The sequence below is a fragment of the Microbulbifer sp. MLAF003 genome, assembly GCF_030012965.1.
Classification (GTDB): Bacteria; Pseudomonadota; Gammaproteobacteria; order Pseudomonadales; family Cellvibrionaceae; genus Microbulbifer; species Microbulbifer variabilis.
Map to the genome: position 1 here is coordinate 2,226,858 of NZ_CP120232.1, position 21,706 is coordinate 2,248,563.

Annotated in this window: 16 protein-coding genes and 3 tRNA genes; 12 read left to right on the forward strand and 7 right to left on the reverse strand. The window is 48.6% G+C overall.

Annotated elements, in window-relative coordinates:
• Positions 1 to 153: 153 nt before the first annotated feature.
• Together P3339_RS10825 and lepB are read left to right on the forward strand one after the other, a co-directional pair.
• A complete protein-coding gene (locus tag P3339_RS10825) occupies positions 154 to 702 on the forward strand; it encodes an NADPH-dependent FMN reductase (RefSeq protein WP_282953391.1) in 549 nt (182 codons plus the stop codon).
• A gap of 194 nt (positions 703 to 896) precedes the next feature.
• Positions 897 to 1,547, forward strand: coding sequence for a signal peptidase I (gene lepB, locus P3339_RS10830; protein WP_282953392.1), 651 nt, complete (start codon positions 897 to 899; stop codon positions 1,545 to 1,547).
• Between the two features lie 359 nt (positions 1,548 to 1,906).
• On the opposite strand, the gene P3339_RS10835 is transcribed toward lepB, so the two are convergent.
• From P3339_RS10835 to P3339_RS10860, 6 genes are all read right to left on the reverse strand, one after another.
• Positions 1,907 to 1,993 (reverse strand) — tRNA-Leu (locus tag P3339_RS10835).
• A 91-nt stretch (positions 1,994 to 2,084) separates the two neighbouring features.
• Positions 2,085 to 2,158, reverse strand: a tRNA-Cys gene (locus tag P3339_RS10840).
• Between the two features lie 487 nt (positions 2,159 to 2,645).
• Entirely contained in the window at positions 2,646 to 3,860 is a 1,215-nt protein-coding gene (locus P3339_RS10845; RefSeq protein ID WP_282953393.1) for a hypothetical protein, read from the reverse strand.
• Positions 3,861 to 4,165: 305 nt separating this feature from the next.
• Entirely contained in the window at positions 4,166 to 4,615 is a 450-nt protein-coding gene (locus P3339_RS10850) for a phosphate-starvation-inducible PsiE family protein (RefSeq protein ID WP_020412909.1), read from the reverse strand.
• A 232-nt stretch (positions 4,616 to 4,847) separates the two neighbouring features.
• Positions 4,848 to 4,924 (reverse strand) — tRNA-Pro (locus tag P3339_RS10855).
• A gap of 71 nt (positions 4,925 to 4,995) precedes the next feature.
• Entirely contained in the window at positions 4,996 to 5,844 is an 849-nt protein-coding gene (locus P3339_RS10860) for an acyl-CoA thioesterase (RefSeq protein ID WP_020412908.1), read from the reverse strand.
• Between the two features lie 280 nt (positions 5,845 to 6,124).
• Between P3339_RS10860 and P3339_RS10865 the strand changes: the two genes are divergently transcribed.
• The 5 genes from P3339_RS10865 to P3339_RS10885 all read left to right on the forward strand — a co-directional run bounded on the left by P3339_RS10865 (position 6,125) and on the right by P3339_RS10885 (position 13,427).
• Complete coding sequence (locus tag P3339_RS10865) at positions 6,125 to 6,871, forward strand: hypothetical protein (protein WP_282953394.1); 747 nt, start codon at positions 6,125 to 6,127, stop codon at positions 6,869 to 6,871.
• Between the two features lie 345 nt (positions 6,872 to 7,216).
• Complete coding sequence (locus tag P3339_RS10870; protein ID WP_020412906.1) at positions 7,217 to 7,900, forward strand: TetR/AcrR family transcriptional regulator; 684 nt, start codon at positions 7,217 to 7,219, stop codon at positions 7,898 to 7,900.
• Positions 7,893 to 8,456: a DUF1285 domain-containing protein gene (locus P3339_RS10875; protein ID WP_282953395.1), complete on the forward strand. Its 564-nt coding sequence runs from the start codon at positions 7,893 to 7,895 to the stop codon at positions 8,454 to 8,456. Before P3339_RS10870 ends, P3339_RS10875 begins: the two co-directional genes overlap by 8 nt.
• 471 nt (positions 8,457 to 8,927) lie before the next feature.
• Complete coding sequence (locus P3339_RS10880) at positions 8,928 to 10,577, forward strand: beta-helix domain-containing protein (protein WP_282953396.1); 1,650 nt, start codon at positions 8,928 to 8,930, stop codon at positions 10,575 to 10,577.
• Positions 10,578 to 10,697: 120 nt separating this feature from the next.
• Positions 10,698 to 13,427, forward strand: coding sequence for a TonB-dependent receptor domain-containing protein (locus P3339_RS10885; protein ID WP_282953397.1), 2,730 nt, complete (start codon positions 10,698 to 10,700; stop codon positions 13,425 to 13,427).
• Positions 13,428 to 13,561: 134 nt separating this feature from the next.
• Here the strand turns inward: P3339_RS10885 and P3339_RS10890 are convergent, their stop codons facing one another.
• On the reverse strand, positions 13,562 to 15,199 hold the full coding sequence (locus tag P3339_RS10890) for an electron transfer flavoprotein-ubiquinone oxidoreductase (protein WP_020412902.1): 1,638 nt from the start codon (positions 15,197 to 15,199) through the stop codon (positions 13,562 to 13,564).
• 353 nt (positions 15,200 to 15,552) lie between these two features.
• Here P3339_RS10890 and P3339_RS10895 point away from each other — a divergent pair, with 353 nt between their 5' ends.
• The 5 genes from P3339_RS10895 (at position 15,553) to gspE (ending at position 21,704) form a co-directional block, all read left to right on the forward strand.
• Positions 15,553 to 16,302 carry an electron transfer flavoprotein subunit beta/FixA family protein gene (locus P3339_RS10895; protein WP_282953398.1) on the forward strand — a complete coding sequence of 250 codons (750 nt, stop codon included), beginning with the start codon at positions 15,553 to 15,555 and terminating at the stop codon, positions 16,300 to 16,302.
• Positions 16,302 to 17,231 (forward strand): electron transfer flavoprotein subunit alpha/FixB family protein, encoded by a 930-nt coding sequence (locus P3339_RS10900; RefSeq protein ID WP_282953399.1) that lies wholly within the window; start codon positions 16,302 to 16,304, stop codon positions 17,229 to 17,231. Before P3339_RS10895 ends, P3339_RS10900 begins: the two co-directional genes overlap by 1 nt.
• A 210-nt stretch (positions 17,232 to 17,441) precedes the next feature.
• A complete protein-coding gene (locus P3339_RS10905) occupies positions 17,442 to 18,125 on the forward strand; it encodes a type II secretion system protein N (RefSeq protein WP_282953400.1) in 684 nt (227 codons plus the stop codon).
• Between the two features lie 58 nt (positions 18,126 to 18,183).
• Positions 18,184 to 20,211: a type II secretion system secretin GspD gene (gene gspD, locus P3339_RS10910; protein ID WP_020412898.1), complete on the forward strand. Its 2,028-nt coding sequence runs from the start codon at positions 18,184 to 18,186 to the stop codon at positions 20,209 to 20,211.
• Complete coding sequence (gene gspE, locus P3339_RS10915) at positions 20,208 to 21,704, forward strand: type II secretion system ATPase GspE (protein ID WP_020412897.1); 1,497 nt, start codon at positions 20,208 to 20,210, stop codon at positions 21,702 to 21,704. The genes gspD and gspE overlap by 4 nt, the downstream gene beginning before the upstream one ends.
• Positions 21,705 to 21,706 lie beyond the last annotated feature (2 nt).

The window sequence follows — 21,706 nt, forward strand, 5'->3', positions numbered from 1 at the left end:
CTAGCCATTCGCGATATTCAAGAAGCAGGTTGGTATCTGGGCGGGTGTCAAATCTTAAGCGTTAATAACAGTAGTGCAAGGTACCTATAGTATATTAAAAGGTATCGATCTTCTGGTTAAGGTTGGCACAAGAAGGCTGTTAGAGGAATTTATATGGCTCCCATCAATGTGTTGGCTTTGTGTGGTAGTCTCAGAACAGAATCTTTTAATAAAAAGCTGATGCATCAAGCCATTCAGTTAGCGCCGAAGGAATTAGAATTTTACCTTAGGAAAATTGATGATATTCCTTTGTACAATGAAGATGTAAAGAATGTTGGTTTTCCAAAAAGTGTTGATCAATTAAATCAGCTTCTCTTTGCTTCTGATGCCGTGCTGATTGTCACGCCAGAATATAATTATTCAATGCCTGGGGTGTTAAAGAATACGATTGATTGGTTGTCTCGGTATGAACCACAAGGGTTTTATAATAAGCCGGTTGCAATCATGGGGGCTAGCCCTGGCCGTATGGGTACTTGTCGGTGTCAGTATCATTTGCGGCAGGTGATGGTGTTTTTGAAAGCGTGGGTTCTCAATGAGCCAGAAATTATGGTAAGTGATGCCTCCAGGGCTTTCGATCAGTATGGGCGATTGGTCGATGATAGGGTTGAAAAGCTCGTGCAAAGCCAGATGCAGAACTTATCCAGAATGGTCCACCGGGGATGAGGAGCAGGGTGGTAAATTCCGTCTTCGTTTATAAGAATTACATACATTCATAAATATGATCCATTTAGATAGATATTATCTTGATTTGCGCTGAGTAGATATGCCTATTGCGATGGGGTGTCTTGCATTCGATATTTATCATCTCTAGTCTCTGGATGCTAGATTTTATGTGAGTCAGGCAAAAAGGAATTGCGATGAAGAATTTTATGGTTAGAGCTTGGGGATCGAATAAATCAATCTTATTATTTTTGGCTTTAATGTTAATTTTCAGAAGTGCTGTAGCTGATTGGAGCGATGTGCCAACAGGTTCTATGAGGCCGACAATTGTTGAAGGTGATCGAATCCTTGTCAATAAAATGGCTTACGATGTTCGTGTACCGTTTACACATTTTTCCCTTTATCAACTTTCCAACCCAGATAGGGGGGATATAGTAGTTTTTGATTCTAAAGTTTCCGGAAAGAGGCTAGTAAAACGTGTTGTTGGTGTTCCAGGGGATAATGTTAGGATGAAAAATAATATTTTAACAATTAATGGGCGGCGGCTTGATTATGAGCTTGTTAAAGCTGATGGTGATAGCCTGGATAAAATAGAAAATCTGCTAGGTGTTGAGCACTTCGTCAGAGTTGACAAACACTCTTCCCCAATGTCGAGTTTTAGCGCTGGCACTATCCCCTCAGGTCATTACTTAGCCCTTGGGGATAACAGAGATAACAGCGCTGATTCCAGGGTCATAGGTCTTATTCCCCGAAAGGAAATAGTCGGCAGGGCAAGTCGTGTTGTTTTTTCTCTGGACTATGAGAATCGCTTTCTTCCTCGTGAAGCGCGTTTTTTGAAGTCGTTGTAAATTTTAAGGGCAACCTGGAAGAGGCATAAACTTCAAGGGAGGGGTTTGGATCTGAGGAGTATATTTAATCGTAATTAGTAAGTGCGTGGAGTAGGGGTTCGCCAGTAACTTAACCCCAATGCGTATTGTTGGGTCATATTTAGTAAATCACTTGAGGGAATTTATGACTGGTATGGCCGGATCTACCGAAGGGTTGCTTGACTCTTCATTGAGTGATGAGTTTCTTATGTAAGCTGCCAACTTTTTGATCAAGTTAAAACTGAGTTGAAGTGGGGCTGGGGCTTCAAATTCTGAGGAAAAAATATAGAGAAGCGTTCCTACTAGAGGGGACAATAACTATCTAACTTTGAAGTGCTGTGTGGTGCCCGGGGCCGGACTTGAACCGGCACGGCCGTGAAGCCGGGAGATTTTAAGTCTCCTGTGTCTACCAATTCCACCACCCGGGCAGTTCCTTTGCGAGGGGGACCTTAGCTTTTTGCTCTGTCCTTCATCCTCACTTCCAGCGCAATTCACAGGACTTTGCGATGAAAAGGAAAATGGAGGCTAGGGTCGGAATCGAACCGGCGTACACGGAGTTGCAGTCCGCTGCATGACCACTCTGCCACCTAGCCTTTTATTTCACACTTAGTGCGAAATGGAACGCTGCGAATTCTATCTGATAAATCTGAAAAATCCTAGCGTTTTCTTATACTTACGTGCACTTGGCTGCGTAAGAGGTCGCTATTCTATGGACTCCCGGAGATTAGTCAAGCGTTGATTTCAACATTATGAAAAAGAAAGGTGAAAAAGTCGGGAAAGTTCCTGTGGAACGGTTAGGCAGAAGGCGTAATAACTTTTAGCACTGCTCCCAATGAACCTATTTCCATTTGTTCTAAATTTATTTTCAGCGCTGCTGGCAATCTTTCATGTGTGTTCGATACTGTCTTTATCTGGCTAGCACGTCTCCCCCAAAACGTGTTTAGTAGCGCCGGTAGAGCAGACTGAAATGGCTTGCTCTCTGTGTAGCAAGGATGAAATCCTCCAAGTTTCACTCCTAATGGTCTTGGCCCTGACGCTCTCCCCCGTCGTCAGGGCTTTTTTTATTTGCGTTTTGGCGTTTTACCGACCCTCGTCGGTAAGGTTTTCCACCGCCAGGGTTTTTATAGGTTGGCCCGCAGCTTGTTCGGATAGCTCACGGAATCGTTCCAGGGTCACTTCTCCCCGGGTGCTTGCCAGCTCCCGCGCTACATTATCAATACTGGCTTTTCCGCCGCTAGCCTTTCGAATTTCATTATCCAGCTCCAGCATAACTACGGCAGCACGGGCAGTGACTGGGCCCGAAGAGCGTCTAACCAAAAGAGAGGGGGCCTTTTTGCCCCAGCGTGCTAGTTTATCCATAGCCTCCTGGTAGCGGTCCTCACTAATTCCGCCGGTGCGACGTAGGATTTCAAGCGAGTAAAATTCAGCCAAGCCTTCAACAATCCAATCGCTCCGATCGTCCCCATGGATGCCTGTACCGACGTGTACCAGCTCATGGATCATGCTGCTGGTACGGTTTCCACTGATTAGTGGTCGATCAGCATGCATAAATAATGATCGGGTACCTGATAAGCCGCCACGCCACATTGGATCATCTGCTGTAACGATCAATAAGTGATCGGGAAAAAGCGGAAAAATTTTCTTTAACTCCGGCAGGTTCCAGTTAAGGAAGGCGAGGATATCCTGGCGGTGTATATTTTGGTCTTTGGGGCCGGAAATCCGGGTTTCGGTTCCCGCGATGATATCCTGGCGGCTGCCAATTTTGCCCACGATCATCCACCCTTTGGGCCTTACAAAGCGACGTTTTGGATCAGATAGCCGGTATAGATTATTTTCAATCTTTGGATAGGGCAGGGCAGATGACCAGCCTTTGGGCATGTCTAGCTTTAGGCGTGCATTTGAACGTCCACGGCTGGTCGCAGAGATGGGGGCTATTAACTTGTCACTGCGGAGGATTGCCCAGTCTTCGGTAATTCTGGAGTCATACCCGCCATTGCTCCTCTGGTTGTCTATCACAAAGCTGTAGCTGAGCTTTGCCTGACGGCCTTTAGGGCGCCAGACTGCCTTGTCACCTTTAATCTCAAGAGGGTCTGTACTTTTAAGATCCTTGTAGCGACCCGAACTTAAATTGATCGTGAGTTTACTGGGGATACTCTTCCCGCTAAGTGCCAATTCCACCCGCGCGAGTTTGGTTTCCGGGTCTATTTTCGCTGTGTAAAGCAAGTCATAAGCCCAGGTGGCCGGGGTGATAGAAAGGAGGAGTATGGAGAGAGTAAGCAGTCTTGTAAGCATCATTTTTTGGCAGGAAATCCAACAGGTTGAGATTTGGACAGCTTCCAAGCCTACAGGTGCCCAAGTGTCACCTTCAAGCAAATTGGCGAGAGTAAGGCACCTGTGTCTACCAGCTCCCGGTGACTGAAGTTATCAATTAGCATTAAACACTAACAAAAAGTATACACTTATAAAGTCGTTATCAATGTGCAAATCTGACAACACCAGAAATATCCCCATTCTTTGTTAATCAATAACGGGGGAGAAGGGTTATGAGCCCTGATTTACGAGGTCGTAAACCATGTGTGTAAAGGAACCGGTAGTGGGTTTTACGCTGAACGTTTGATTTTTTCCTGTACTAACCAATAGGAAACGCCCAGTGCGATAGTGACCATGGCGATACCTATGATCTGTTCAGAGCTTACCAGTCCAAGGTCGAGAACAATTACTTTACGGGCCACAGCCATAAGGGCAGTAGCCAGAACTAACTGGACGGGTACGACATTGGTGCCCAGATACAAGCGTATATTGGTAAAAATCTCGATTGCGATCAGGACAGCCAGAAAGGCTCCGAATGTTGCGAGGATGTCCTCCATGTCGAGCAGGAGGAATGGGGGAGACTTGAGTTTCTCATAAAGCACATAAATCACATCGGCAATGGTCCAAAAAATAACCATGACCATAAGAATGGCTAGAAATCTAACCGCTGCCTTGATCGCCCGGTGCAGCTGATTGATCAGGGGGTCGTCATGTTCCTCATGAATTTCTTCGTATTTCATGGGCCTTTCTCTTTCCCTGGTGGCAGGGTGATGCTTTAGCTTGAATATATGTCAAAACCACCAGGTCAGCTATTTGGACTACTTCAGTGGATTGAAGGGAGAGTGGTTGAAAAATAGCAGGAAGTTGTGGGTAGAAGAGTTATCTGGATGAAAAGAGCTATCAATCCACTATGCGATGAAAATAGATGTCATCCAGACGCAAAAAAACCCGCTTAGTGCGGGTTTTGAGATCTGGTCGGTGAGAGAGGATTCGAACCTCCGACCCCTTCGTCCCGAACGAAGTGCGCTACCAGGCTGCGCTACTCACCGACTTATTGGTCTCGCTTCATCAGCGAAGTGGGCGGCATTATAGCAACCTTTTTTTACTGTAAACCATTGATTTAACTTTTAATTTGTCGAATTAGGCCCTCTTGCGCAGTGGAGGCTACCAGTACGCCGTCGCGGGTAAAAATCTGGCCACGGGCAAATCCGCGTGCGCCAGTAGCGGAAGGGCTGTCGGTTACATAGAGGAGCCACTGGTCCAGGCGGAAGTCCCGGTGGAACCACATCGCATGATCGACGCTGGCCGGCATTAAGTGGGGGTCGAACAAAGAAATATGGTGTGGCTGTAAGGAGGTTCCAAGCAATCCCATGTCCGATGCGTAACAGAGCGCAGCGCGGTGCTCCATAGGGTCATCAGACATCTCACCCTCGGCGCGGAGCCAGAACATGCACTTCGCTTCACTTAGCTCGGCACCAAAGTAGCTTTTAGGATCTACCGGGCGGAAGTCAATCATATAGCGGCGCTGATCATATTGTGGGCTGACTAAGCCTGCCTCAAGCGCCAGTTGCTGCGTATTCTTTAGGTTCTCTGGGGCAGGAATCCCTTCGCATGGCATATCAGCCTGGTGATCGAATCCGGGCTCCTTGATCTGGAACGAAGCAGACATGTTGAAAATTGCCCGACCTCGTTGCTTTGCGACAACGCGGCGAGTGGTGAAGCTACCTCCATCGCGGATAGGGTCCACCTCATAGATCACCGGTAGTTCGCTGGAGCCGGGGCGCAAAAAATAGGAGTGCAGGGAGTGTGGCAAACGATCTTCAACAGTGCGTGTAGCGGCCATCAGTGCTTGCCCAAGCACCTGGCCTCCAAATAGTACTTTTCGATAATTTTCGACGTGGTGACGACTGCGAAAGAGATTGCGATCCAGCTCTTCTACGTCGAGTAGTTTGCTCAGCTTTTCCAACATGGACGACTCTACCTGTTACCTAATAGTGATAGTCGGAATAATCCGGGCAGGCATTTCAATCTTGCCCGAAGCGGCGATGATAGCAGCCAAATGTACTATCTCCATTCACATTTTGAACGAATTCGATCGACTGGTCACTCCAATACCGAATCGCAGTTGTGTATGGCCAAATCATATAACCCATTAAATTTGAAAAAATATGCTCTTGATTTTTTCAATTTGTCGATTGTGTGCTTATTGATGTGATATAACGCGCCATATAGTGCCTGGGAGAGATGTCTTGAGGCGTAACCCCGGCCGATTAATTACCGATAAAAATGCAATAACGGGAAAGGAATGTTGCCAGATGCCACATCACGATATTGATATTCGTCCACCGCAAAACTTTGGCAAGGTAGTTAGCAGACATCGTACTGCAAAGGCGGTGGCTGGAGTGGTAGGGTCCGCAGCTTACTATGGCACCTGGGGTGCACAAACCGCTACGGGTGCAACACTTACAGGCCTTGCAACCGGGGCTGCTGTAGCCACTTCGGCTACGGGCGTAGGCTTAATCGTTGCCGGGACGGCGCTCTCTGTCGGTTACGCTGGCTTGGCCGCCAGGTCAGCATACAAAACTCACAACCACCTCAATGGTCTTAAAAAGATCTTTCAAGAAAGAAAATCTTTTGAATGTACATGTAAGGGCTCTGTTGCACACGATTATATTTCGGGGCAGGTACTGCCCTATATTATTGAGCAAAAGACGAAAAAGCTGCACCGCAAGATGGTAGAAGCCACCCCGGGAGTTTCCACTTTAGAGTACAGCCGCAAAGCGATAAAGAATCTATATAAGCGCGCCCAAGGGACTCTTGGCAAGAAGCGCACATTTGCCGCCGAATGGCTGGCTCAGCACCTCATATCCCATGACTGTGAGTTGGCAAACGCTATTGTGGCGGAGCTTTATAGTGAGGAAGAGATGCTTTGGATTCGTACTCAGGACAACGATGTCGTAGCTCCCTTACTGGAGCTTAAGATGAAGTCGGTTTAGGGGGCAGGTGCTTAAAGCGCTGTTTTGGGAAAGCACCTGCTTGCGGGTGGGTAATGGACTACCTGCCAAAATTTTTGATAGCTCCAATGTTTTTTATTCCCGTAAGCTCCTACTCTGAGAATTCTATGTCTTCGATAACTGGCGCCAACTTTTTCGGGTGACGTTCCCCTCCACACTCTGTATCTTGCACTAATAGCACAAAAATTGAGCAAAACAGGCTAAAATTTTTAATATTTGAGTGTCTAATTTCTCGATTCACTTTTCCAACCGAGTTGAATTGCCTATCATTCATGAATGAATAGTCAATTTCAGTCCCCATTATTACGGGCAGAGAAGGTCGGAAGTATGGATAAGGCAAAAGAGAAGGTTCAGAGGTTTCGCGCGAGAGAGCAGCGCATCCTGGATGCGGCTCTGGAGCTTCTGCTGGAGCACGGTGAAGAAAAGGTCACGGTCGAGCAGATCGCCGAGCGGGTAGATATTGGTAAGGGCACCATCTACAAGCACTTCATTTCAAAGACAGAGATTTACATGCGTTTGCTGATGGACTACGAGAGGTCCCTCGCTGAACGCCTGAAGGTAGCTGTTGAGAATGCTGAAGAAAAAGGCGATATCACAGCTCCAGCCAGAGCCTATTTTGAGTCCCGTATGGCTGATCCGGGCAAGGACAGGCTCTTCCAGCGGTTGGAAGAGAAAATAATCACCCTCAATTTAGCTCCGGAGATGATTTCTGAGCTACATGCCATTCGCAACTCCAATGCTTCTGCCCTGAACCGGGTGTTTGAACGAAGGATGGAGCAGGGCATGCTGAAGAAGGTGCCTGCCTACTATTACTATTCAACCTATTGGGCCCTGGTTCAGGGTGCAGTAGAGCTTTATCACTCCAAGTCGTTTGCTGACGTGATTGAGGACCGAGAGGGCCTGATGGAGTTCATCATGGACGTGGGGGTCCATATCGGAGATATTTCCTCCCGCAAGCCACCGGCAAGCAGTCATACCACTGGTCAAGCTGCGGGGCCGTCCTTTGGCTGAGCCACTTTTCGAGCAGCTGCAAAAACTACAGAGGGAGTTCCACGGATATCCTCCGGTTGAAAAGTGGAACCCCGACCTCTGTGGCGACATGGATATGGTCATCAAGCATGATGGTCGCTGGATTCATGAAGGGACAGAAATAAAGCGGCACACACTGGTTAAGCTGTTTGCGAGCATCCTCAAGCGGGAAGGGGATGAATATTTCCTGGTGACTCCAGTGGAGAAGCTGCGCATACTGGTGGAAGATGTACCTTTTGTGGCGACACAGGTGGCACGTAATCCGAATAGTGATGCTCAGACCTTACTTTTCACAACCAATGTGGGTGATGTGATCGCACTAGACGAAGACCGCAATTGGCACCTAAAGGAGTTTGGCGCCCCCCAGCAACTAATTCCTTACCTGGAGGTTCGTGGTGGCCTTCAAGCCAGGGTTTCCCGTGATGTGTTCTACCAGCTGGTCGATTGGGCTCAAGAAGCTAATAATGGCCCCAGTGATACCGGGAAACTTTTTGTGCGTAGTGCCGGCAAGGATTTTCTGCTCGGTTCTTATAATTGATTTTTGAAAAACTGCCATTTTAGGGCCAGCGTTCTGCTGGCTCTAAGCTTCTTTTCTTTGCCTTATTACTTAGTCTTATATTAAGCCGGAGGCTTTTGCTTTTCCTGTTTTCTCTCCTTGCTGGTTTTCTATATGTACTGAATGTTGTACGTATTACTTAATTGATACGGATTTATTAAATATCCATATTTTATTCATTTACTTGAAAGCTGAATGAAATTTGAAAGCAATAAAACATTCCAAAAAGTGTAAAGCTGGGTGTTTTATTGCAAAAATTACTGAAAATATATAAAAAGTTAACAAGTTCGCAACACGGCATTTCTACACTCCCCCGCGTCCTAACCGCTTAAGCGAATAAATTAAACAGAAATTTAGGCAGTCAACAGTGTGTTGTTTGGCTTAGTAGGGCTATCCAATAGCTTTTCGTACTGATTGACTGTTTTTCAAGGATTACATTCCTGTGGGGGAGATATGAAACGCATACAAAATCAGATCATTCTGGCTGCCGCCATTACAGCTTTACTGGCGGGTTGTGACGGTGGTGGAGTGAGTGTTGAGCCTAAGACTGTTGATAATTCAGTAGACAACTCTGTCGATAATTCTGGTGGCGGATCTTCTGAAAATCCCTGCGCAATGATCGAAAGTACGGGGGTACAAGGCTCTTTTGAAAGCGGTAACTGTCGATATGGAGCCGACTTTGTTTCCGCGTCTAATCCTTTAACCGAGGACTTGTATCTTCCTGCGCTTTCAGATGATGGCGCGCACATTTTTGACGGTAGTCTCTTTGTTGGTGAAAACTACTCCAGTGATGCCGACTTACAGGCTGCCGATATTACCCAGGGCGGTGATGGCGTCAAATTGGAAATACAAGCCGGGGCAACCGTTGCCTTTAAGGATAACTCAGCCTTTATGGTTGTAAATCGTGGTTCACAGGTTTTTGCCCGTGGTACTGAATCCGCACCAATTACATTTACCTCTGAAACCGATGTGCGCGGCACTGTAACTGCAGACGCCGTATCCCAGTGGGGTGGAATGGTTATCAACGGTTTTGGTGTAACCAATAAGTGCAAATACTCAGGCTCAATTGCCGGTGGAGATCTCACCTTGGATGGCGAGTGTCATGTTGCCGCTGAAGGTTCCACTGACGATAACACCTCATACTACGGTGGAGACAACAATGGAGATAACTCTGGCGAGCTTTCCTATGTTGTTGTAAAGCACACGGGTGCCCTGGTTGCTAGTGGTGATGAATTAAATGGCATCTCTTTTGATGCAGTTGGCAGCGGCACAGTGATAAATAACCTGCAAACTTATTCCACTTTTGATGATGGAATTGAGTTCTTTGGTGGTGCAGTAGACGTTAGCAATTATGTTGCTCTCTATGTGCGAGATGATTCAATCGATATTGATGAAGGTTATCGTGGAAGGATTACCAATGCCTTGGTTGTACAGAGTGAAAATGATGGGAACCACTGTATTGAGGCAGATGGAATCGGTTCTTACAAAGATACGATTGATTATACCGCTCTGATTGATCAGGGTCTGAACAGCCGCCCAATGATTGATGGTCTGACTTGTATCGTTTCTGCTCAAAAAGAAGGTACTCATGATCCGGGTGCAGGTTGGCGTCTGCGTGAGGGTATCTATCCAATGATTACGAATTCCATAATTGTTGCTTCTTTTAAAGCTGATGAAACGTCAGATGATGGTAGCAATTACTGTCTGCGTATGGAGAGTGTTCAAACGCGCAATGAAGCAACCTCTGGTACGGAAGTAGCCCTGACCTCCAACATCTTTGCTTGTGAGGATCGCACCAAGACAGATGAAGATACCTTTGATCTGGAGGCGTGGGCTGTAGATAGCGGCAATCAGTTTGCTCCAATTTCAGGAGCGTTGAGCCCAACTATCGGCATTGATACTAACTTTATTCTGCTAGACGGCACTCCAGCAATCTATACCGTGGGCGCCGACCAGCAGCGAATCAACGACGCGGAACCCGCTGTCACCGCGTTTGAGCGTGCTTATTTGGGTGCACTTGATATCAACGGTACTGATTGGACTCAAGGCTGGACTTATGGCTTACATCAAGGCAGCCGTGCACAGCCTCTCTGGTTTGAATAATTAGCCAAAGATGTGGTTAGGGAAGCTCTCCTGATCTTGCAGGGCGCCGCCTTCGCTGATGGAGTCGGCGCCCTGCTTGGTTTAGACACCCAATAATGGGAATGATAAGAGGCCTATGTGATGGCTAAATATGAAAATTTTCAGAGGGTGCCGCTGGTAATGGCTATTGCCGCGGCCACTGCTATTGCTCCTGGTGTAATTGCCCAGGATGCAGATCTTGTGGAAAAAGAGACTGGTTCGATACAAAGTCTTGAAGAAGTAATGGTCCAGGGGCGTTTAAGGGGCTCGGCGGAATCTCTGGTTAGTGAGCGCCTGGAAGAGGAGGTGGTCACCGACATCCTCGGTGCTGAGATGATTGGTCGGGTAGGGGACTCAACGGTGGCTGCGGCGTTACGCAGGGTGTCGGGACTATCGCTAGTGAGCGATAAATTTGTTTATGTGCGGGGATTGGGAGAGCGTTACTCCAGTACCACGCTGAATGGCGCTACGGTACCCTCACCGGACTTGACGAGAAATGTGATTCCCCTCGATCTATTTCCCACCTCTATCGTGGATTCGCTGGCTGTACAGAAAAGTTACTCTGCTGACCAGGCCGCGAGTTTTGGCGGTGGAAATGTGGATATTCGGACAAAGGGAATTCCAGATGATCTTACGTATTCAATTGAATTGGGGACAGGAGCCAACTCAGAAACCAGCGGTGAAGTTCTGAGCTATCGGGGAGGGGGTAATGATCACTTCGGAACCGATGACGGAACCAGGGCGCTACCGGGCGAAATCTCTGTTGCGTTAAAGCGCTTCAGGGGTGGTTTGGGAATTTCTGATATTAGAAAAATTCTGATTGAGGAGGGAAAGCAGTATTCCAGTGAGCAGGAAGCTGATGCTGCAGCCCGGGGGCTAAATCGTGAGCTGGCCCTAAACCTTAATCGTGATATTGCCATCGAAGAGGAGTCCAGCGATCCTGATGGTGATGTGAAAGCGAGTGTAGGTAATCGTTTTTATCTCGGTGATAAATGGGAGTTGGGGCTTCTGGCTGGTGCCTCATATAAAAGCGAGTGGAGAGAGTCTGAGAGAACTCTGCGCAATTTCGGGGCTCCCAATGAGCAATTAAACAACCGTAGCAAGTCTACATACTCAGTGGATATCAGCGGAAACTTAAATTTAGGTTTGCGCTTTGCGGATGAGCATGTAATCGAAAATACAAGCCTCTTTCTACGTAACACTGATGATGAAACTTCTATCACCGATTACTTTAATGAAAATCGTCAGGTATCAGATGGTTCTGGCTATCGTGAGTATTTGTTGAAATATGAAGAGAGGGAGTTGGCCCTGAATCAGGTCAAGGGTAGCCACTCCTTGGGGCCTGAGACCAAAGCTATCCTTCCTTTTGATTTTTTCAACTGGGTTCCGGAAGAGGTGGTTTTCGACTGGTTCTATTCGGACGCGACAGCGACCACGGATATTCCTAATCAGGTGGATGTTATTTCCGATACGGTTACTGATCCTGCGACAGGCGAAGTGTTGAGTTCGAAGGTCAGTACAGGCTCGCGAAGCGCGGGGTTCCGCTTCACAGAGCTTGAGGATGACGTTAAAAATTATGGTTGGTCGGCCACCTTACCTTTGGAATTTTCCACTTCCAGCCTGGAGTTAAGCGGTGGTTTTGCCAGGATAGAGAAGGGACGCTCATACAGGCAAACTGAGCTACGCTTGGATATTTTCAGTGTGAACGATGAGGATGTGTTGGGCAGCCCCCTAGATGAAGTATTTAGTGATGATAATATTATCAGCGGCGATAATGACTTTGTTTTTGACTTGGCGGGGAGCAACAAGCAAAGCTATTTAGCTGCAACGGCAACAGATGCAGTGTTTGGTAAATTCGATTGGACGTTCAATGAAGCTTGGCGAATTTCGGCAGGGGCGCGCTGGGAGGATTACAGCCAGGTGGCACTTGAGTGGAACCCATATGGCTACACGATAGATGACCCGCAAGTAACAGCTGACCCGGATGAGTTGCTGGAGGCTGTTTATGCTGAAGATGACATTTACCCATCTTTCTCCCTGACTTATATGGGGTCATTTTGGGCGGAGACGTTCCAGCTTCGTTTGGGGGTTTCAAAAACAGCCGTGCGCCCTGATCTTCGTGAAATTACCGATGCGTTCTATATTGACCCTATTACCGATGAGCAGGTGAAAGGGAACCCCGATGTCAGGCCTTCAGAAATCAACAATTATGATTTACGTGCTGAGTGGTTCTTTGACAGCGGGGACAGTTTGACAGTTTCTGCTTTTTATAAGGATGTGGTTGACCCAATTGAGTTTTTCGAGGCTGCCTCCAGTGATACCAATGTGGCTCGCGAGATTATTAATGCCGAGTCTGGAAAGATTACCGGTATTGAAATCGAAGGCATGAAGCAACTTGGTTTCCTTGGCGATAATATGGAGAGCTTCTTTGTGCAGGGCAATGTAACCTTGCAGGAAACCGAGTTGGTTGCTGGAGATGAGGCTGATGCTCCGACGAATCCGGTGCGTGAAATGACAGGAGCATCCGAATACGTTGTGAATATGTTGATGGGTTTCGACAGCCCTGATGGCAATCACTCTGCGACGCTGGGTTACAACGTTTTTGGAGAGCGCCTGCATCTGGCTGGCCGTAACTTGGATCCAGATTCTTACGAGCAACCTTTCCATTCGCTTGACCTAACTTACTCCTGGTACCCTACTGAGGAGGTGACGATAAAAGCCAAGATGCAAAACCTTCTGGATGAATCAATTGAGATTGAGCGAGATGGCGTTATTGTCTTTGAAGAAAAGCCGGGCCAGACCTTTGCCATAAACGCTCAATATAAATTCTGATCTTCTCTCTCAATAATTTCTGCTGCCTCTTTTTCGCCCGCAGGAATTTTCTCTACTTTTTCACGTTGCAGAGAGTTCAAGTGAAAAAGTAGATATAAAAATGGCGCCGGAAGGCGCCATTTAAGTCGATGGGTTTACATATTTGGGTAGTTGGGACCGCCGCCACCTTCCGGAGTAACCCAAACAATATTCTGGGTTGGGTCTTTAATGTCACAGGTCTTACAGTGAACACAGTTCTGTGCATTTATCTGGAATCGCTTGCCGTTGGCATCCTCAACAACTTCGTATACGCCGGCGGGGCAGTAGCGCTGTGCCGGTTCGTCATAGATTGGCAGGTTGTGGTTCAGCGGAATCTCCGCATCCTTCAGGATCAGATGGCAGGGCTGATCTTCCTCGTGATTTGTGTTGGAAATAAATACAGAGGACAGCTTATCAAAACTAAGTACACCGTCGGGTTTGGGGTAGTCAATTTTTGCACAGTCTGCTGCGGGTTTGAGCTGTGCGTGATCTGCCTTAGTATCGCGCAAGGTCCAGGGCAACTTGCCTTTGAACAGGTTGATATCCACAAAGGCATAAGCGGAGCCAAGGATGTTGCCCCACTTGTGTTGGGCAGGGCCGAAGTTGCGCTGCATATGTAGCTCTTTCCAGGCCCAGCTGTCACGATACCTGGAGGTATAATCGGTCAGCTCCTCGCTGTTGCGGTCTGCGGCAATAGCTTCCACTACGGATTCTGCAGCAATCATGCCAGACTTCATCGCAGTGTGATTTCCCTTGATCTTGGCAAAGTTCAGGGTGCCGGCGTTATCTCCTATTAGAAGCCCGCCAGGAAAAGTCATTTTTGGCTGAGACTGTAGGCCGCCTTTAACAATAGCTCGGGCGCCATAGGCCACGCGCTCGCCACCTTCCAGGTATTGCTTAATCACCGGGTGGTGCTTGTAGCGCTGGAACTCATCAAAGGGGCTGACATGTGGGTTACTGTAGGCCAGATCAGTAATCAGGCCGACCACTACCTGGTTGTCCTCGAGGTGGTAAAGGAAGCCGCCACCGTGGGTGTTGCTTTGATCCAGAGGCCAGCCTGCGGTGTGAACTACCAAGCCCTGTTGGTGTTTTTCAGCAGGTACTTTCCAGATTTCCTTTATGCCTATGCCGTAGTGTTGTGGGTCGGTATCGGCATCCAGTTTGAAGCGCTCAATCAACTGTTTGCCCAGGTGGCCACGGCAGCCTTCGGCAAAAAGTGTGTACTTTGCGTGCAGTTCCATGCCGGGCATGTAGGAGTCTTTCTGCTCCCCATTCAGGCCGATTCCCATATCACCTGTAGCAATGCCTTTTACGGATCCGTCTTCATTATAAAGCACTTCAGATGCGGCGAACCCAGGGAAGATTTCCACTCCCAGATTTTCTGCTTGCTCCGCCAGCCAGCGGCATAGATTTCCAAGGCTGATGATGTAGTTGCCTTCGTTGTGCATGGTGCTGGGCACAAACATATTGGGCACTTTAATGGAGTTTTCATCGCTGCGCAGGACGTAGATGTCATCGCCCTTGACTTCGGTGTTCAGTGGGGCGTCGCGCTCTTTCCAATCAGGGAAAAGTTCATTCAGGGCAGTAGGTTCAAAAACTGCGCCCGAAAGAATGTGGGCACCGACCTCGGAACCCTTCTCCACGACACATACTGAGATGTCTTCATTGAGCTGGCGAATACGGCAGGCCGCTGCCAATCCGGCGGGGCCGGCACCCACGATCACTACATCGTATTCCATTGATTCGCGTTCCACGGCACTCTCCTCAGCAGTTGCATTCAACTTTTTGCGGCCATTCCGGCCTTATCATTTATATTGGTGGCTGATTATATAGGCGTTTAATCAACCCTACCAATTGCATGACTATTCATTTGCTATGGCAAATGCGCTGTATTTCAACAGGTTAGGAATAGGGGATAGACTACCCCAATGGTTGGAAATAGATTTTGTGAATGGCAGTGATGACTTCTATTTGACTATTGATTTTGCCGTATAGAACCGCCACCATACACGCCGTTCAAACACTTGTTTGACCAGAACACCGTATCCGTTCGCGATGTGAATCGTCAGTCGCGGCTGTTAAAAAGCTTATTTAAGACGGGATTTCCATGAAAGTTCTTGTAGCTGTGAAACGCGTTGTTGACTACAACGTCAAGGTTCGCCCTAAGGCGGACGGCACTGACGTTGATACAGCCAACGTCAAAATGTCTATCAACCCCTTTTGCGAAATCGCAGTTGAAGAGGCGGTACGCTTGAAGGAAAAAGGCGTTGTCAGCGAGATAGTCGCCGTTTCCATGGGCTCCAAGCAATGCCAAGAGCAAATTCGTACTGCGCTGGCCCTGGGTGCTGACCGCGGCATATTGGTAGAAACCGATGCCGAGCTGCAGCCTCTGGCCGTGGCCAAGTGCCTGAAGGCGATTGTTGATAAGGAAGAGCCTCAAATGGTCATCCTGGGTAAGCAATCCATCGATGGTGACAATAACCAAACCGGGCAAATGCTGGGCGCATTGACTGGAATGGGGCAGGGCACCTTCGCTTCTGAAGTGACTGTGCAGGGTGATGCCGTTAAGGTTACCCGTGAGATTGATGGCGGGCTGCAGACGGTTGAACTGAATTTGCCTGCGATCGTTACCACCGACTTGCGCTTGAATGAGCCGCGCTACGCTTCTCTGCCGAATATCATGAAGGCCAAGAAGAAGCCCCTCGATACTACTACTCCAGATGAGCTGGGTGTAGATATTACTCCTCGCACCAAAACCCTGAATGTTGAGCCGCCGGCTGAGCGTCAGGCAGGCGTTAAAGTAGCCGACGTTGCGGAACTGGTAGAGAAACTGAAAAACGAGGCGAAGGTAATCTGATGAGCATCCTGGTTATTGCTGAACATGACAACGCCGAGCTGAAGGGCGCTACGCTGAACACTGTAGCCGCAGCCAAAGCCATTGGTGGTGATATCGCAGTGCTGGTTGCCGGCGCTGGTTGTGCTGCCGTAGCAGAAGCTGCAGCAAAGGTAGAAGGTGTAAGTAAAGTGCTGCTGGCTGATAATTCCGCCTATGAGCACCAACTGGCTGAAAATGTTGCCAAATTAGTAGCTGATCTAGGTAAGGATTACAGCCACATCCTGGCTCCCGCCACCACCACTGGCAAGAACATGCTGCCGCGTGCTGCCGCACTTCTGGATGTTCAGCCAATCTCCGACATTATCGCTGTAGAGAGTGCTGACACATTCAAGCGTCCGATCTACGCAGGGAATGTTATTGCAACCGTTCAGAGTTCAGATGCTATCAAAGTGATCTCTGTTCGCACCACTGCTTTTGATGCTGTTGCAGTAGAAGGTGGTAGTGCGGCCGTTGAGTCAGTTGATATTAGTGATGATGCCGGTGTCTCAACTTTTGTCGGCGAAGAGCTCGCCAAATCCGATCGTCCGGAACTAACTGCCGCTAGCGTGGTCATTTCTGGTGGGCGCGGAATGCAGAATGGTGACAACTTTGAGATGTTGTACAAGCTGGCTGACAAGCTTGGTGCAGCCGTTGGTGCCTCTCGCGCTGCGGTAGATGCCGGTTTTGTTCCCAACGATATGCAGGTTGGTCAAACCGGTAAGATCGTCGCTCCCGATTTGTACATTGCTGTCGGTATCTCCGGCGCTATCCAGCACCTGGCAGGTATGAAGGATTCCAAGGTTATTGTTGCGATCAACAAAGACGAAGAAGCCCCGATCTTCTCCGTTGCCGATTACGGTCTGGTCGCTGATTTGTTTGAAGCTGTTCCCGAGCTTGAAGCAAAGCTGTAATCCTTGATTACTATACTGACCAGTACTGGAAAAGGCGGCGGGTAGCCGCCTTTTTTATTTGAGGCGGAACTAGTGTGCAATTTCGGGGACGAATTTAAGGTTTGCAGCGTTTAACTGGGCAGGAGCGTTGCCTTTCAAAGACTTAGGCAACAAAATAGGCGTCAAAAACCAATAACCTCAAAAAAGTTGAACTTGTATGTGGGTATGTTCATGTCCCCATTAAAGCGAGCCTTTGGCTCAGTTGGCACCGGTTTTGGCCAGGGTGAGTCGCGAAAGGCGATTTCCCGCGGCACCATGGCGGCATCCGCAGTGGGTCTGCTTTGGGTCTCTGGCAACCTGTTCGCCTATGGTTCCCTGTTTATTCCTGCAGAAACTGAAGAATCTCTGCTGGCTGAGCGCAAGAACTCCAGAGTGAGTGCGCCCCAGGCCGCTTCGATACCAAATACCCCTTTCTTTGGCCTCGCCGATGCCAAGGAAAAAGTAGACGTCCCTGAAGTCGATCTTTCCAATCTCCCTATCACCCAATTGAATATTGTCTTATCTGGCGTTTTAGACAGTAGTGACAAGAAAAAAGCTAGCGCACTTGTGGCCGAAAAAGGAAAACCTGCGAAGCGTTTGTATGTAGGGGATTCTCTGCCGAGTGGCGCAGAACTTTATTCTGTTGAGGTAGATCATGTAGTTCTTCGTCGTAATGGCAGGATGGAAAAACTGACCTATCCAGAAGTGGATGGTCGACCGAATGTTCCGCTTAAGAATTACTCCAGCCTTGCTCGCAAGAGTAGCCGAAGCAGTAATACTGCGCAGCGTGGAGAAAATCAGCAGAGTATTCGGGAGCGGATGGAAAAGCTGCGTGAACTTGCTCGCGAACGGCGAGCGCAACGTCAGCCCCAATAAAAACTGTCAACCTAGATTGTTTTGAGTTTTTTGAACATTTACTAGAGCCAGATAAATAATGATGAAGATGTTTTATCGACGGCTGATTGCGGTCGGATTTGGTTTTTTTGTGTCTACTGCAACGCTGGCTCAAGGCCCGGAGAGGGTAACCCTTTCTCTCGATAATGCGGATGTTCGTGACCTGATTAACTGGGCTGCGGATTTCACCGGAAAAAATATTATTGTTCACCCCAATGTCAAGGGAAAAGTCACCGTTGTTGCCGGTGATCCCATGACCCATGAAGAAGCCTTCGATGTTTTTATGTCGGTGCTTCAGGTAAATGGTTTTAGTCTTGTAGAGCAGGGCGGAACCTGGAAAGTAGTGCCTGATGCATTAGCAAAACAGCAAGCGATTCCTGTAGCTGATGCCAACACCCGTGCGCCGGCTGAGTCTCTGGTAGTCCGTACTGTGCGGGTGGAAAATATTTCCGCATCGCAATTGATTGCCATGCTGCGCCCCCTGATTCCTCAGACTGGCCATCTAGCGGCTTACGCTGATACCAATACCCTGATTATTGCGGATCGCGCAGCTAATATTGACCAGATCGTAAGGTTGGTTAATCAATTGGACCGTGCTGGTGCAATTGATATTGAAGTCGTGCCCTTGATGTTTGCCTCCGCAAAAGAGGTCAAGCAGATTCTCACCGATCTTTTGCAGTCGGGTGGTGGTAAAGGGGCTGGTAAGGAAGTACAGCCGTTGCGTATTGCCGTGGATGAACGCTCCAATAGTATTTTGTTGACCGGTGACCCGGTAACTCGCCAGCAGATCAGGTCTGTTATTGCTCGCCTTGACCAGCCGCTGGATGGAGATGGCAATACTGCGGTGGTTTATATCCAGTACTCTAATGCTGCAGACCTCAAGCCAATCCTGGAAGGTATGAGTGGCAGTATTCAGAACACTGAGAAAGATCAGCAGGCGGCGAATGTTGAAGTCAGTATCCAAGTCAATGAATCACTCAATGCTTTGGTTCTTACTGCCCCTCCAGCACTGCTGGAAACCATGAAAGGTGTTATCGCTCGTCTGGATGTGCGTCGTGCTCAGGTGTTGATCGAAGCGATTATTGTTGAGGTTAATGAAAATACCAATAACGAGCTGGGTATCAGCTGGATTGCTGGGGCGGATGATAATGTTGTTGCCGGCTGGAATAACCTTCCGGCTAAAGATGCCGATGGAAATATCAACCCTTTCTCACTACCTCTTGAAAGTCTAACTGGGGCGAATGCATTACATTTAGGTTACCTGAGTGGCACCGACCTTCGTGTCGCAGTGAATGCTCTTGCCACTGCAGGCAACACGAATATCCTCTCCACTCCAACAATTATGGCTTTGGATAATGAGGAGGCTGAGATCCTCGTTGGTCAAAATGTGCCTTTTATCACCGGTGAACAGCTGTTGTCGGGTAGTAATGATGATCCCTTTACCACCATTCAGCGTGAGGATATTGGTACCACACTCAAAGTGACTCCAAGGGTAAATAATAACAACTCTGTAACCCTGGAAATTGAGCAAAAAGTTGAAAACCTTGCTTCGGCCGCGGCTGATGCTGCTGTCGGGGCTTCGGATATTATTACTAGCAAGCGGGAAATACGCACCAAGGTACTCATCGACGATGGTGCAATACTTGTACTGGGTGGATTAATTGAAGATACCGTTAAAGACTCTGTGCAAAAGGTACCCCTGTTAGGGGATATCCCAGGGATAGGCCGCCTGTTCCGCAATAATAAAAAGGAAGTCTTCAAAACTAATTTGATGGTGTTCCTGAAGCCGAAGATCCTGAGTACGCAAGTGGCAGGTTACGAGGAGACCCGCAAACGTTACATGGATCTGCAGCAGAAGCAGATCTATATCAAAGATCGTACAAGCCTGCTGTGGGATTGGCACCGTGGAGATGCATTGCCTGACTTAATGCCGCCAACAGGAACCTATAACGAAAGCCCGGCCCCGGTAGATGGTTCTATCAATGCCGTTGATAACCTGGAGGAAGCCCTGGAGGGGGTGCCAGGTGAGGTTGATGTTGAGGTGCTGGAGGTCGAAGAATCTAAATGACGGCTGAACTAGGAACAGGAACTCCAATAATTCGCCGCCTTCCATACGCTTTCGCCAAGCGTCACAGGGTTCTGTTAGTGGAGCAGGAAGGCCAGCCTATATGCCAGTATGTGGCCCCGTTGAATCCCTCGGCTGTTGCCGAGGTACAGCGAATCAATGGTGCTGTGGTGAGCCTGGAGGCCGTCGAGGAAGAGGCTTTCCAGGTTGCTCTACAGCGACTGTATGAAAACCGTGAAGGAGGAAACCTCTCGGAAGTGGAGGGGCTTGGTGAGGATTTGGATCTTGCCGCGGTTGCAGATTCGTTGCCGGAAACTGAAGATCTGTTGGAGCAGGAAGACGATGCACCTATCGTTAAGCTGATCAACGCAATTTTCGCCGAGTCGCTTAAACAGGGCGCCTCGGATATCCATATTGAGACATTTGAGAAGCGGCTGGTTGTGCGCTTTAGGGTTGATGGCGTTCTGCGGGAGGTACTGCAGCCTCGCCGTGCACTAGCGCCTTTACTGGTCTCCCGGATTAAGGTTATGGCCAAGCTGGATATCGCGGAAAAGCGTGTTCCCCAGGATGGCCGTATTTCTCTTTTGATGGCTGGACGCGAAGTGGATGTACGTGTATCCACCATGCCTTCTTCTGCGGGGGAGCGTGTGGTTATGCGTCTTCTGGATAAGCAGGCTGGTAAGATGGACCTGAGCAAGCTGGGAATGGCGCAGCGCGATCTCAGTGTAATGACGGAACTGCTTTCCCATCCCCACGGCATTATTTTGGTAACCGGACCTACAGGCTCAGGTAAAACCACAACCTTATATGCTGGCCTTGGCAGTATTAACAGCCGTGAGAAAAATATCCTTACGGTTGAAGACCCAGTGGAATACAACCTGGAAGGTGTGGGCCAAACCCAGGTGAATACCAAGGCGGATATGACTTTTGCTCGCGGTTTGCGGGCAATTCTGCGCCAGGATCCCGATGTGGTGATGGTGGGTGAGATCCGTGACCTCGAAACAATGCAAATCGCCATTCAGGCAAGTTTGACTGGCCACTTGGTATTATCCACGCTGCATACCAATACCGCGCTTGGCGCAGTGACCCGACTTGTGGATATGGGAATCGAGCCCTTTTTGCTGTCATCGAGCGTGATTGGTGTGCTCGCGCAGCGCTTGGTGCGGGTACTTTGCCCAGAGTGTAAGCAGCCCCATGTGGCCGATGAAAACGAGCGGCAAGTGCTCGGTGTGGACCCAAATGCGGAAACCATTATTTATCGCCCCAACGGTTGTGAGGAGTGTAACCATAGCGGTTATGTCGGCCGTATTGGCATCTATGAGCTGGTACCGTTGAATGAGGTGATGCGCCAGCTTATTCACGATCGTGCGTCGGAAAGCAAACTGGTGGCCGAAGCGCGTAAATTGGGGCCGAGCATCCGTGATGATGGTATCGCCAAGATTCTGGCGGGTAGGACTTCCCTTGAGGAAGTGATGCGAGTTACCCAGGAGTCCTGAAA